The following is a 12,256-nucleotide window of genomic DNA, read 5'->3' on the forward strand; positions in this document are numbered from 1 at the left end:
GACTTTGGGATCAGACAGGGCGGTCCCATCTTGGTGTCGTTGAAGCAAATTGTCCTCCCGTATGTAGAGCGCAATCACGATCATGATGCAGCCTTGCGACCGGCACCTCTAGATCGCGCAGCCCGGGCCGATAATGGCCCGGGCCACCCCCAGTTGCTTTAGCTGGCCAGGCCGCAGGAGGAAGAGTCGCTGTTGTTGGTGGTGTCTGTCTCCGTCACACCATCGGCCGGATTGGCATTGACGGTGATCTTGAAGGGGATCTGCTCGCCACCTTTGACCTCGTCCGGGAATTCGAGCGATAGCGTGGTCTCATCCCCGTTTGGCCCCAGTGCTGGTGTCGGCAGATCAACCACCACGCCGCTCTGGAAGAAATCGACCCGCGTGGTCGAAGGCCCGGCAGCCCCTGCACCAATGTTACGCACAATGATCCTCAACTTGCGCGGCTCCTCACAATACCAAGCCGGGAAGGGTGGCGGGCCGGGAGGGAAGGGCTGCACCGGGATCAGGTCCGGCTTGTCCTCGGGTGGGGGCGGCGGCGGAGGTGGCGGTGGCGGGGGCGGTACCTTTTTGATCAGCCGAGGCACGACCGGTTCGACATCGATGGTTTCCACTTCGCCTTCACCATGGGCAGCGGTGTAGACCGCGACCACGTCCAGCGGTGTTTCGCTGTCGATAAAGACAAACCCTTTCAAGAAACAGCATTCGGCCACCCGCAGGTGTCGTGCCACATCTTCGCAATCGATCTCCATCGATTCCCAGGGACCGAGTTTGTTCTTCGTTCTGGCCGAGACACTACCCGGTTTTTCGTTTGGCAAGGCCGACGACACCCGTTTACGAAAACGCACAGCATCGCCGCTGCCGTTTCCGATGTTGATTGCTGTGTGATAGCGGCCCTGGGACAAAATGCGGCCCTTGGAACAGCCGCAGACGAACTTGACAGCGTAACGATAGGTCATCTTCGGTTCTTCCTCCTCGCAGCAAGGGGTGTCATCTTCGGCGCGGTTCACCTCCATTCGGCGAAGGGCGACGTTGTTGTCACCAAGCGCCAGTCGATCGACAGGCAGACTGCCTGCGATCGTCTCGACATTACTGCGGTCTTCTGGCGTATCCACGCTGGCAAGAATGTATTCCTCGCACAGGTCCTCGGGGCACCATGGGATCGGGCCGACGATCACTTCGTCGCCACAATGCACTGATTGGCCGATAGGTTCGCCTACGATCAGCGGATCCCAGTCATCCGGCCATGTGGTGCCCTTGCCTTCGGTCGCGCGGGCTAATGACAAAGTCACTGATTGGGCTGGGTAGTTGCCGCGATTGCCGATCCGGACATACAGATAATTCTCGACGCAGCGGCGCGGAGTCTCGTTGTCGGTGCCGCCGTCAGGGCGGTGCCGATTCCAGATGCCGGGAGCATTGTTGCCCGGTTGGTGCCAAGGGTATTCACCCTGCCGTCCGTCATCAATGAAGACGTCAACATCAGGCGGGGATCCGTTGTAGAGCGCCTGTTTCTCAAAGCCCCAGCGTACCACTTTGTGTGCCCAGCCTCCGGCTGCACCGTCGAATTGAGCAGTGTTCTCGTCTGATTCCTGCAAGGCGCGGGAAAAACCTTCGACTGTGTTGGGCACGATCCCGGCCAAAAGCGGCACCGCCTGCAGGATCAGATAGATCGTGTAGCGGCTGGCATGCAGCCTGTCGTCGAGTTCTGTGGAATCACCTCCGAGAGATCGATAGACTCGGCCCAAAGTAGTGGCATTGATCTCGGTCGACCGATATCCGCCCACGTCCATCGTGCCACCCCAGCCCCAACCCGAGGCGACCGACCGGTCCCATCGCCGGGTGATTAGGTTGCTGAAGGGGAAGGTACGGAAACGATCCGGCGCAATACCTTGAGGATCGTAGAGTATTGCCGCCAGCGCGTCACCAAAGCCATGACAAAAGCCGAAATTGGGCCAATTGAGATGATCCCATAGCACCGCGTGCCCGAATTCATGCGCCGATACGCGCGAGTCTGTGGCCATGCCGACTGTGGAGCCATTTGCCGCAAGCGCATAACGAAAGCGTAGCACACCATTGCCTATGGCATTGCCTGGCGCCTGAGCATTCACCGGTCCTGCAATGGGATTGAACCAGCGGTGATCAACATCCACTGGGAAGGTCACCCCGTCGAAATAGCTGGGCAGATCGAAGCCCAAAGACTGGACGAAGCGATACAGGAAATCATGGTTGTAGTACGCACAGACCGCCGCGAAATCGTCGCTGTCGGCGGGATAATCAAAGATCGATGCGGCACCGGCGTTTTCAGTCGGTGGGGCGATGTTTGGTGTGTCGAGATCCCGTACCGCCACCAATTCGCCGCTTAGTTCCACCGGTGCGCCACCGCCCGGTAATATCAACCGTTCCAGCGCCACCAGTTCGCGTTGCGCATCCAAAAGCGCAACCGGGGCCGTCGGATCAAGCTCTGAATCTCCTGAAAGTGATATCGGGTCGTCTGTGAAGACGTAACCCGAAACACACCCCACCAATGGCCGGATGTAAAGCACCGCGCCGGTTTCCCAATCGACCAATGCTCGCCAGTTCAGCTCTCCGTAGTCGGGAATTTTGCAGCCAAAATGCACTAGGCTTACGAAACGCCATTCGCCGTCCTTGATGCCCTTTGGTACACGACCGATCTCTGGCAGCGGGGTTAACTCGGCCCCTTCGATCTCGCCTGGTTCTTTGTGTGGCAGGCGATGTTCTGTGTCGTAGCGATAGACAAAGTCCCGGGTGTCATTAACCTTAAATTTTGTGAACTTGGCCCCTTTCACTGCTTCGCGCAGAACCGTGCCAGCTTGTTTGTCGCGGCCAGCAGGCGGAGTAGGGGCGTTGCTGAGTTCGATATCGGCAGCAACACTTGAGGACGAACCGGTGACCACATTGTCTGGGCCGGCCATGCGTAGTGTCAGACCGCGCTCCCAGACCGGGATGCCGTGATGTGTCTGACGAAATGTGTAGACCAGAAAGGACTGTACTGCCTTGGCTTCTTCCAGCCGCAGCTTGCTGCCCTCCTCGCGATTATACTTGCCTGAAACACTCTCGCCGAGCCTGTCAAGAAAATCGGGCTTTATCCGGTAAAGCCCCGCCACTTCGGCGGCATAAGCCTGCGCCACATCCAGCGCACTGGTTCCTTTAGAACGCCCTCCAAGAGGGTCGCCATGATGCTGAAGTCCAATGATCGCGCCGTCTGGCGCACGTTCAAATACTGTTTCGGGCATGTCTGCCTCCGTTCAAAAGCAATCTGAAACGCTGGCCCAGAGGCCCCGGATCGCCCGGCCGAACGGCAAAGAAAAAGAACTTGTTGTAATAAAAAAGAATAACGAAGCGCGATGGCCGGAGAGACCCAGCGGCGATCCTGCCAACAAAGCTATCGTAACATTTATTGTCGATTCCCGCAAAAATCTGCCCGCTAAGCCGGAAGGCGCGATCACCTTTGTTTTGCTATCGCCGCTCACCCGAGGCTCTCGGTCAATGCGAGCTGTAGGTGCAGGTATGTAACGGTTAGCGCCGTACAACTGGCATCGAATTTACAACGCCATTGCGGATGTAATCACTGTGTTGATGAAGAAGAGGGGCATCAGACTAGGAAGCTATGAATAACCACACGCTCTCTCAGCACCCTTGTGAAATGTTACGGGGCGTCCTTGGCCCCTCTGTGTAAGGTATATCTCGACTGCCTCTGACAACGGTACAGAGGCAGCAGAAGTCTCGTTCAGTACAACCGGCGTTGCGGCAGAATTGGCTGCGCCGAGTCGTAACATATGCTTTCCAGGCACTTGCATATCCTGCGACCTCAGATGAAACCAATATTCATCCAGTTGATCAACTGCTCTTCTTGTTCTCGTCGCCTATACGTTTGCCGAGTGAGCACGCAAAGAAAATCCGATCCAAGAAGAAAAGTAATAGCGGCAAAACTCCTTGTGGATGCGGTGACTGAAGAAAAAAACACCTTCTTTCACAAAGGTGTACTTCGGCGAAATGGTCTCTGAGATGGTCTACCGCTCCAACCTACGTTAAAAGCTGGAGTGAAACCAAGAGTTTACCTGAGGAAGTGGTGCCCGGGGGCGGAATCGAACCACCGACACGAGGATTTTCAATCCACTGCTCTACCCCTGAGCTACCCGGGCACGGGAATGGCGTTTGCCATTGGGTGGAGGCCTTCTATGACTTGCCACAGGCAGTGTCCAGAGGCTTTTTGACATTTTTTCAATGCGGGCGAGACGTGGGGCTTTCGGTTGGTTCCGAGGTCGTCTCGGCGTCTTCTTCACGTTGCGATGGCACCGCATAAGAACCGTTTAGCCATTTTGCCAGATCGATATCCGCGCAGCGTTTGGAGCAGAATGGTCGAAAAGCCTGCTGGGTATCTTCTCCGCAGATCGGGCAGCTCATTTCAGGATCTCCGTCAATGGGATACGACCACGTTTGCGCTGTAGTTCGAAATGGCCAAGCGGGGTCCAACCGGCCAGGATCGTCTCGTCAGGATCGGACTTGAATGCCGACCGCAAGGCCGATTCGAAACCCCTCCGGTCTTTCTTGGGCATCGGTGCAAGGTCCAGAGTGATCTGCCCCCCCAACCCGCGCACGCGCAGGGCGCGCGGCAGGGCTTTGGCGCAGGCGAAGTTAGCTTTGGTTCCCGCCGCGAGAGATGTGTCGGCGCCGGTGTTCACATCCACCGCAACCAGCGCGCGGGTCGGTTGGATATAGAGGTGTCCTCCACCGGGAAGCGTTTCGGAAATCCCCTTTGCTGTATCGAGCGCATCAACGACACCGTGGTCCTCAAATCCGCCGGATGTGGTCACGACCTCGGCCGGGTCCGTCCAATCACGCCAGGCCAGGATATGCGGACCATCGCCCTCGCTCAGCAATTCTGGTTCACTGCCCGTATCAGCCAATACCTGCTCGGCAAGTACCAACATGGCTGAGATATCTTCAGCGATTTCATCTGCATCCGCCATCTGACAGCACGAGCGCAGGATCAGGCCGTGCGTGCTGTTTCCCATTTGCTCATGCGCGATTTCGAGAAGTTGGTCGCGCATATCTTCATCACGGATACGGCGAGAGATGTTCAGGCCGGGCGCGCCAGGTGTCACGATCGCAAAGCGGCTTTTGAACAGAATACGGTTCGAGACGGGTATGGCTTTGCCGGGCTCGGCATATCCGGTCACCTGCACCAGTAGCAAAGCACCGGGTGCCAACCCTTTGACTTGCCTCAGAAAAGCCGGGCCGTCGGGTGTGGTGAGAAACATGCCGCCCTGACCTTTGACCGGGCGATCGGCGCGGGCGCGGTAGATCGTACCTGGCGCAGGGGCATCTGTGGCGATCAGGAAATCGTCGAGAATACCATCCACCATCAGAGCTGCAGCTTCGCGTCCCTGAATATGATCCAGAATGATGGTACGACCCTTCATGATACCTCGCGATATAAGGGATAGCCGATGCCTTGCAGCAGTGCAGCCGTTTCGGATAAGGGCAGGCCGACGATACCGGTGAACGAGCCTGAAATCCACGGGATAAACGCACCGGCAGGGCCTTGTATTGCATAGGCTCCGGCCTTGCCCTGCCAGTCATCCGTCGCAAGATAGGCATTGATTTCGCTGTCAGACAGACGTTTCATCTTTACCTGAGAAACCACGTCACGCTGGAGGATTTTATCCCCGCGCCGCACAGCGACCGAAGTGATCACCCGATGGCGTCGGCCGGACAGGGCGTGCAGAAACTCAGCAGCTTGTCCCGCGTCTTCGGGTTTGCCAAGAATGCGGCGACCCAGTGCGACCGTAGTGTCAGCACATAAGGTGATATCATCGCTATCAGCTTGAACAGCCTGAACTTTTTGCCGGGTAATGCGGCTGCAATAGGGGGTCGGCAGTTCGCCATTCAGCGGGGTTTCATCGATATCCGGCGGACGGATCGCATCGGGCCGAACGCCAAGCTGCGCCAGCAGGTCCAGCCGCCGCGGGCTGCCCGATCCGAGGATAAACGCCATGTACGAAGCGTTACTTGAAGCGATAGTTGATCCGACCCTTGGTCAGATCATATGGGGTCATTTCGACCTGAACTTTGTCGCCGGCCAGAACACGGATGCGGTTCTTGCGCATCTTGCCTGCCGTATGTGCGATGATCTCATGGCCGTTTTCCAGCTCGACCCGAAACGTCGCATTAGGCAGGAGTTCCTTCACGACACCGGGAAATTCGAGCGTATCTTCCTTGGCCATGTTGTCTCCATCATTAGGTTGCACCTGCAGAATCTGCAGATCGTGCGCTTAAATGAGCCTATTTCGGCCTTATTTCAAGGGCGAAGTCACCTAAAGGGGTGATATTGTGACTGAATCGACCCGAGCGTCTTGCTCGGTCCAGTGCGTGCGGTTCAACACCCACCCGTCTGCGCGGACGTTTGCAATTGTGGACAGGTCGGCCTCGGCATAGGTCCAGCCGGCGGTATTCAGCGTGCCCTCGGCAAGCACTCCCGACGGTGGGAACCCGATATCGGGCGGGCCAAACACGCCACCCATGCCGGTATTCATGTCGACTGCTTCGGACCATTCATTGCCGCCAACTAACGATGACATTACCGTAACACATTGATTTTCAAGGGCACGAGACATGGCACCGATCCGCACACGCCAATACCCGGACAGGGCTTCGGTGCAGGATGGAACGAGGATCAAATCGGCCTCGCTCAGGGCCCGACCCAAGAGAGGGAACTCACTGTCATAGCAGATCAGAACGCCGATTTTACCCAATGCGGTATCAAACAGTTTCAACGAACCGCCCGGGGCGATGTCCCAGGCCTCGCGTTCAAACCGTGTCATGATCTGCTTGTCCTGATGATCGAGACGACCGTCAGGAGCGTAGAACACTGCGCGGTTCACCGGGCGCCCTGGTCCGTCGATGACCGGGGCGGAAGCCCCCAGAATGTATGTGTTGTACATCTTTGCAAGGCGCGAATGCACAACTTGTACATCTTCCATCCGGTCGGAAACCGCCCGGATTGAGCGTTCGAGATCACCGGCCACCTTAGGGCCGTCGAGCGTCGACAACTCCATTGCGCCGTATTCGGGAAAGACCAGAAGGTCGGCACCTTGTCCTGCGGCCTCGGAAACCCATGCCTCAAGCTTGTCTTCATATTGAGCCCAACTATCGAGCCAATCGAGGTCGTAGGCGGCGGTGGCGATTTTCATTCCCAAGTCCTATGTCTGGTCGCTGCGCGACACTAGAACAGCAGATCGTCCAGGGCTACTGCAATCGCGGCGCGGGTGGTTCTGAAACCTATGTTGCGACTTACTGTTTCGAGGCGGGTGTGTGTTTATTGGCAGGCTTTCTCGGCTGCCGGTGCAGAGATTGCATCGAATGGCTGATCAGAGGTCGATTTGACCTATCGAAGAACCTGAACGAAACAGGCAAGGAACTCCACCTCGGGCATCAGTTTTTCAAGTTCCTCAAGCGTGCGAAGGGGCAGTTTTACATCAAGAACATTGGCCCCGGGGATATCGACTCACAAAAACAAGGCGTTGTCATTTGTAACGGCATCGTGCACCAAGGATGCGGCCAGAAGGGCAAATCCGGGGATCAGGTATGTCCTCGATCTGGTCGGTCAGGCTGGTTTGCGAAATCCCGAAAAAGCGGTGAAACGCCTTGTCCAGAGCTTCGTGAATCTCAAACCCTTCATCAAAGGCGAGGAAGGCGAACCCCAGTGTAATCAGCAGCCAGATAATAGGCTTGCGTTGCAGGAAAACCTGATAACTAGCCAAGGCGACTTAATGGACGCGATCAGGCTGTCGCAAAACGGTCACTACCACGCGCTCTGATCGTCGGTAAACTGCGGTTCAATCGGGGCTTCAAGTTCATTTTGGGTGTGGATGTCGGGCTTGATTACCGGATCGGATCACTCGGGATTTTCCGCACGGAACAGGGCCCATGCGTCCTGCGAGGTGCCGTCCGGCTTGGTGCATATACCCACCTGACCCGAACCAGTGTCTTTGATCTTGTAGCTGCCGCCGATCTCAAGGCAGTAGGCTGCTGCGGGGTTCACCACCTGATGCGTTTTTCCATGTGCCTTGCGGTACAGCTCCCATGCATCGGCGGACGTACCGTCGCTCAGTGCGCAGCGAGACGTGGTCAAGTCATATTCGCCTCCAATTGAGCCACAGTACACGGCGGCGGGATTTGCAAGGCCGACCGGCTTGCTGCCATCCGCGCCCGCATGGTGTTCACGAAAATAGGTCCAGGCATCGATCCGGGTGCCGTCGGGTAATTGGCAGATACCGCTCTGACCGTCCGGGCCGTCATGTATACCGTAGAGCCCGCCTTGCGCGATGCAATATGTTGCCGCGGGATTGGCCAGACCGGTGTTGGCAGAGCTTGCGGCGGGCAGGGCCATTGAAAAGGCCATCGTCAGGGCCGCAATCGGGCCTGCGGAATTCAATAGACGCTTTGTCATGGTCACCTCGCAACATTGTGGACAGGGCAGGTTCTGAGGATTTTCGCCGTTTTGCAGATCGATCCGGTCCTGCACGGATACTTGGATCAGAGTTGTTCCACCTTGATCGAGTCTGCGGGATAAAAGGCCAAGTGATCCTTGATTTCGGCCACTGCGTCGATCGGGTTTTCATAACTCCAAGCGGCGTTTTCGGTGACTGAGGATTTGTTTACGATCGAGAAATGCGTGGCGTCTCCCTTGCCTGCGCATTGGGTGACTTTGTTGGTCCGATCCAGAAAGGCCATCGCAATGTCCGCACGCGGGAAGTAGATAACCGGGTCTTTGTCGCCTTCCAGAAGTTCCAGCGCGTTGTTGGTTTCACCCAAAATCGCGCCGCCTGAGCGGACGCTCCATTTGCCCGGTGCTTTGCGGATCGTGATGGTGTCTGTCATTCCTGTTCCTTCCCTCGTCGTGTCAGGGCTTCTCCTCTGCCCAAACTATGTAACAATCCGGTGTCAGACCGGTGCGGTTGCGGCATCCAACCACAGTTGAGCGGCGTCGCCCAGCCTTGGCCGGACTTTTTCCGCCACGTCGCGGTGATAGGCGTTCAGCCAAGCACGTTCCTCTCGTGTCAGCATATCGACTACAATCAAACGCCTGTCGATTGGGACATAAGTCAGCGTACGCCAGTTCAGCATGGCGCGTTCGTCGTCACCGTTGGGCAGGTTTGGGGCCTCTTCCACTACGACAAGGTTCTCAAGCCGGATGCCAAAAGCACCCTCGCGGTAATATCCCGGCTCGTTCGACAGGATCATACCCGGCTCAAGCGGGACATGGCTGACCCGAGACAGGCGCTGAGGGCCCTCATGCACGCTGAGATAGGTACCGACCCCATGACCGACCCCATGGTTGAAATCCTGCCCGGCCAGCCATAGCGGCAGCCGCGCTACGCATTCGATATCGCGTCCTGCCAAGCCAACAGGCCAGCGTAGCATCGACATGGCGATCATGCCTTTGAGGACGCGTGTAAAGCAGGCCTTCTCCTCATCCCTAACATCGCCGATTGCAATTGTGCGGGTGATATCGGTGGTGCCGTCCAGATATTGCCCACCGCTGTCCAGCACCAGCAGGTGACCGTTTTCCAGCCTGCTGTCGGTTTCCTCGGTCACGCGATAATGCATGATGGCCCCGTTCGGCCCGGTGCCCGCGATGGTGTCGAATGAGATATCCTGCAGCGCGTTGTCCCGGCGGCGGCTTTCTTCCAGCCGCGTTACTACCTGTGTCTCGGTCAGGGTGCCGGGCTTCTGCGCGTCCAACCAACACAGCAGTTCGATCACCGCTGCGGCATCTCGCAGATGTGCCTCGGCCGTGCCTGCGATTTCGGCCGGGTTCTTGCGGGCTTTGGGCAGGGCGCAGGGATCGCCGCCATCGACCATACGGTCCCCCAACGCATCCGCTACGATCTGCGGAACCGTTCCCGGATCGACCTGTACCTTGCCTTCAAGTGCCTCAACCGCTGTCAGGAACGCGTCGGGTTGGTGTTGGGTGACCTGCGGGACCAGATGATCCTTCAGCCCGTTCAGTTTGGCAGCGGCCATGAACAGATCCACCCGCCCATCACCGTGCAGGATGGCAAAGCCATGGGCCACAGGGTTGTATGCGATGTCCGCGCCGCGGATATTCAACAACCACATGATCGAATCCGGCAAGGTGATCACCGCTGCCGCGCGATCTGCGCTCTGCAGGTCACTCGCGAGGCGCTTGATTTTGCTCTCGGCGCTTTCACCTGCAAATTCAATCGGATGTGCCCTGACAGGATTCATCGGAGGGTCGGGTTGATCCGCCCAAATTCGGTCTACAAGGTTATCACAGCGCACCAGTTCGACGCCGCTGCCTTCAAGCTCTTTCTGTGCAGACGAAATCTGTCCTGCAGCGTGGAGCCACGGATCAAACCCGACTTTGCCGCCATTTGGCAATTGCTCTTTCAACCAGGCGCTCAGGCTGACATCTGGCCATGGGACCGGCGTGTAATCCTGTGCGACCTGGGCCTTTACCTGAGTGCGATAGCGCCCGTCGATGAAAACCCCGGCAATGTCCGTGAGCGCCGCGCAAAACCCCGCAGAACCGGTGAATCCGGTAAGCCAGGCCAGCCTTTCATCCCGAGGGGCCACATATTCACCCTGATGCGCATCCGCACGCGGGATCAGGAAGCCCTGCAGGTTTTCGCGCGCCAGCTCGTCCCGCAAAGCGGCCAGTCGTGGTGGGCCTTGCTCGGGGCGTGCGGTCACTTCGAAACTCTGGAACATGGGCGGCCTCATTCGTCGGTCTTGCTGCGCGCAAACCTGCGGCCTGCGGTAGGAAATGTCCAGCGCCCCGGCGCACACTATTCTTCTGTCTCAAGAAAGCGTTGAATGGCCTGGATATATGGGTTGTAGGCCTCATTTCCAGGCAATGGTATCTGGTTGCCGGTCTCAAGGATCACAAGCGAGGCATTGGGGATTCCAGCCGCCAGTTTGCGCGCCTCGGACAGGGGGTGAACGGCTGTGTGCCGCCCGTGCAGAACCAGCGTGGGGCATTGCACCATCGGAAGAAGTTGCAGCACCGAGGTGCTATTGGCGATGTCACGGTAGTGAAGTCTTTCCTCGCTTGAATAAAGTGTCTGCAATTCATTGACCATGTGCCGAACGCTATCCAGCGGACCTTCTGGAAAATAGCTGAATTCAGCGCCCATAGCATAGCCGCTGCCCGGCGTGTTCCAGCCTTCCGCGATCAGTGACCGGATCGAGTCGGGTTGTTTGGTATCTTCTCGGTAATCTCGCCCTTCTGCCCATCCGCCGGAGACAACCAGCTTGTCAATCCGCTCGGGGTGCCTTGCGGCGAAGTGTAGGGCAGGGAAGGTGCCGCCCATTTCACCGAGAATGGAAAAGCGGTCAAACCCCGCTGCATTCACGACGGTCAGGATTTCTTCTATTCTGCGGTCATACACCGCCTGATGATCGATGTTTGAGCTGACGTCATTGTCCTTGTTGTAGCGTAACAGGCGGAAACGGTTTGCCATGTCCTGTAACCGGGTACGCTCGGACGGGATGCGCCATTCCGCCTCCAGATCGTGCACGACCGAACCGATGCGCAGCACCGGCAACCCATCACCGGAAAGCGTGTATGGAACAGCGCGGCCCTTCGCACCGCGCGCGTAACGCAGCCGTTGCGTATGGTTTTCTACGCCTGAACTGGTGTCGGCGTCGCAGGTAACATCCGCCGCCATTTGCAACCCGCGCCGTACGACTGTCCGAATGATCCGTTGCGCTTTGCCATCATCGCCGACTGCTTTACGCGCTGCTGCAATTCGTGCGCTGATGGTAGAATCCGAGACAAAGCGGCCACTCCATACCCGCGCGATGATCTCGTCCCGGGGCACCAGCTTACCTGGGTGCTGGGCCAAGAGGACCAACAGATCGAATACCTGAGGTTCGATTGCGACGGGCTCGCCCCGGCGGGTCAGGACGTGTCGATCCACATCCAGAATACAGTCTGCAAACTCATAGCGCATGGGGCAAATACACTCCGTTTCTCGCGGAACGACAAGGTTCAACAACAATCTCAAGGGTTTCTAGGGCGTATCTCAGGACCAGCTACAAGCAGGCCGGACAGGGTTGGGACACTATCCAAGCAGATAAACAGGAGAACGAATGATGTTCCTGCCCTTCGATATAGCGCTTATGCGCTATCCGTTACGCCACCATAAGCAAAGTCGCCTTCAGCGGTGCAAAAACTGGCTTGGATGGCACTAAGTCTGCACTGTCGAAG

The 12,256-nt window shown here is 57.5% G+C and carries 12 protein-coding genes and 1 tRNA gene; 1 reads left to right on the forward strand and 12 read right to left on the reverse strand.

Features of this window, described 5'->3' with window-relative positions:
- Positions 1-158: 158 nt before the first annotated feature.
- The gene (locus tag ACR0AY_RS14565) at positions 159-3,251 is read right to left on the reverse strand and encodes a hypothetical protein (RefSeq protein ID WP_480454344.1); all 3,093 of its coding nucleotides are present in this window, start codon (positions 3,249-3,251) and stop codon (positions 159-161) included.
- Between ACR0AY_RS14565 and ACR0AY_RS14570 the strand changes: the two genes are divergently transcribed.
- Complete coding sequence (locus tag ACR0AY_RS14570; RefSeq protein WP_170513302.1) at positions 3,250-3,531, forward strand: hypothetical protein; 282 nt, start codon at positions 3,250-3,252, stop codon at positions 3,529-3,531. The genes ACR0AY_RS14565 and ACR0AY_RS14570 overlap by 2 nt on opposite strands.
- A gap of 554 nt (positions 3,532-4,085) precedes the next feature.
- Here the strand turns inward: ACR0AY_RS14570 and ACR0AY_RS14575 are convergent.
- From ACR0AY_RS14575 to ACR0AY_RS14625, 11 genes are all read right to left on the reverse strand, one after another.
- Positions 4,086-4,160, reverse strand: a tRNA-Phe gene (locus ACR0AY_RS14575).
- A gap of 79 nt (positions 4,161-4,239) precedes the next feature.
- Positions 4,240-4,422 (reverse strand): DNA gyrase inhibitor YacG, encoded by a 183-nt coding sequence (locus ACR0AY_RS14580; RefSeq protein WP_170513305.1) that lies wholly within the window; start codon positions 4,420-4,422, stop codon positions 4,240-4,242.
- Positions 4,419-5,441: a ribonuclease E/G gene (locus ACR0AY_RS14585; RefSeq protein ID WP_170513308.1), complete on the reverse strand. Its 1,023-nt coding sequence runs from the start codon at positions 5,439-5,441 to the stop codon at positions 4,419-4,421. Before ACR0AY_RS14585 ends, ACR0AY_RS14580 begins: the two co-directional genes overlap by 4 nt.
- Positions 5,438-6,016 (reverse strand): Maf family protein, encoded by a 579-nt coding sequence (locus tag ACR0AY_RS14590; RefSeq protein WP_170513311.1) that lies wholly within the window; start codon positions 6,014-6,016, stop codon positions 5,438-5,440. Before ACR0AY_RS14590 ends, ACR0AY_RS14585 begins: the two co-directional genes overlap by 4 nt.
- Positions 6,017-6,026: 10 nt before the next feature.
- Positions 6,027-6,245: a translation initiation factor IF-1 gene (gene infA, locus ACR0AY_RS14595; protein WP_005978431.1), complete on the reverse strand. Its 219-nt coding sequence runs from the start codon at positions 6,243-6,245 to the stop codon at positions 6,027-6,029.
- A 90-nt stretch (positions 6,246-6,335) separates the two neighbouring features.
- Positions 6,336-7,211 carry a carbon-nitrogen hydrolase family protein gene (locus tag ACR0AY_RS14600; RefSeq protein ID WP_170513314.1) on the reverse strand — a complete coding sequence of 292 codons (876 nt, stop codon included), beginning with the start codon at positions 7,209-7,211 and terminating at the stop codon, positions 6,336-6,338.
- 333 nt (positions 7,212-7,544) lie between these two features.
- Entirely contained in the window at positions 7,545-7,781 is a 237-nt protein-coding gene (locus tag ACR0AY_RS14605) for a hypothetical protein (RefSeq protein WP_170513318.1), read from the reverse strand.
- A 134-nt stretch (positions 7,782-7,915) separates the two neighbouring features.
- Positions 7,916-8,470, reverse strand: a complete 555-nt coding sequence (locus tag ACR0AY_RS14610) for a DUF333 domain-containing protein (RefSeq protein WP_170402456.1) — start codon at positions 8,468-8,470, stop codon at positions 7,916-7,918.
- 86 nt (positions 8,471-8,556) lie between these two features.
- Positions 8,557-8,901, reverse strand: coding sequence for a DUF427 domain-containing protein (locus tag ACR0AY_RS14615; protein ID WP_170392698.1), 345 nt, complete (start codon positions 8,899-8,901; stop codon positions 8,557-8,559).
- A gap of 63 nt (positions 8,902-8,964) precedes the next feature.
- Complete coding sequence (locus ACR0AY_RS14620) at positions 8,965-10,755, reverse strand: aminopeptidase P family protein (protein ID WP_170513321.1); 1,791 nt, start codon at positions 10,753-10,755, stop codon at positions 8,965-8,967.
- 77 nt (positions 10,756-10,832) lie between these two features.
- Positions 10,833-11,999 carry an alpha/beta hydrolase gene (locus tag ACR0AY_RS14625; protein WP_170597488.1) on the reverse strand — a complete coding sequence of 389 codons (1,167 nt, stop codon included), beginning with the start codon at positions 11,997-11,999 and terminating at the stop codon, positions 10,833-10,835.
- Between the last annotated feature and the right edge of the window lie 257 nt (positions 12,000-12,256).

The organism is Ruegeria sp. A5 (assembly GCF_056543005.1).

What these genes read in the sequence shown, in the direction of transcription:
- ACR0AY_RS14565 (WP_480454344.1), bottom strand. Translation starts at nt 3,251, where the DNA reads ATGCCCGAAACAGTATTTGAACGTGCGCCAGACGGCGCGATCATTGGA.
- ACR0AY_RS14600 (WP_170513314.1), bottom strand. Translation starts at nt 7,211, where the DNA reads ATGAAAATCGCCACCGCCGCCTACGACCTCGATTGGCTCGATAGTTGG.
- ACR0AY_RS14590 (WP_170513311.1), bottom strand. Translation starts at nt 6,016, where the DNA reads ATGGCGTTTATCCTCGGATCGGGCAGCCCGCGGCGGCTGGACCTGCTG.
- ACR0AY_RS14620 (WP_170513321.1), bottom strand. Translation starts at nt 10,755, where the DNA reads ATGTTCCAGAGTTTCGAAGTGACCGCACGCCCCGAGCAAGGCCCACCA.
- ACR0AY_RS14610 (WP_170402456.1), bottom strand. Translation starts at nt 8,470, where the DNA reads ATGACAAAGCGTCTATTGAATTCCGCAGGCCCGATTGCGGCCCTGACG.
- ACR0AY_RS14625 (WP_170597488.1), bottom strand. Translation starts at nt 11,999, where the DNA reads ATGCGCTATGAGTTTGCAGACTGTATTCTGGATGTGGATCGACACGTC.
- ACR0AY_RS14585 (WP_170513308.1), bottom strand. Translation starts at nt 5,441, where the DNA reads ATGAAGGGTCGTACCATCATTCTGGATCATATTCAGGGACGCGAAGCT.
- ACR0AY_RS14615 (WP_170392698.1), bottom strand. Translation starts at nt 8,901, where the DNA reads ATGACAGACACCATCACGATCCGCAAAGCACCGGGCAAATGGAGCGTC.
- infA (WP_005978431.1), bottom strand. Translation starts at nt 6,245, where the DNA reads ATGGCCAAGGAAGATACGCTCGAATTTCCCGGTGTCGTGAAGGAACTC.
- ACR0AY_RS14570 (WP_170513302.1), top strand. Translation starts at nt 3,250, where the DNA reads ATGTCTGCCTCCGTTCAAAAGCAATCTGAAACGCTGGCCCAGAGGCCC.
- ACR0AY_RS14580 (WP_170513305.1), bottom strand. Translation starts at nt 4,422, where the DNA reads ATGAGCTGCCCGATCTGCGGAGAAGATACCCAGCAGGCTTTTCGACCA.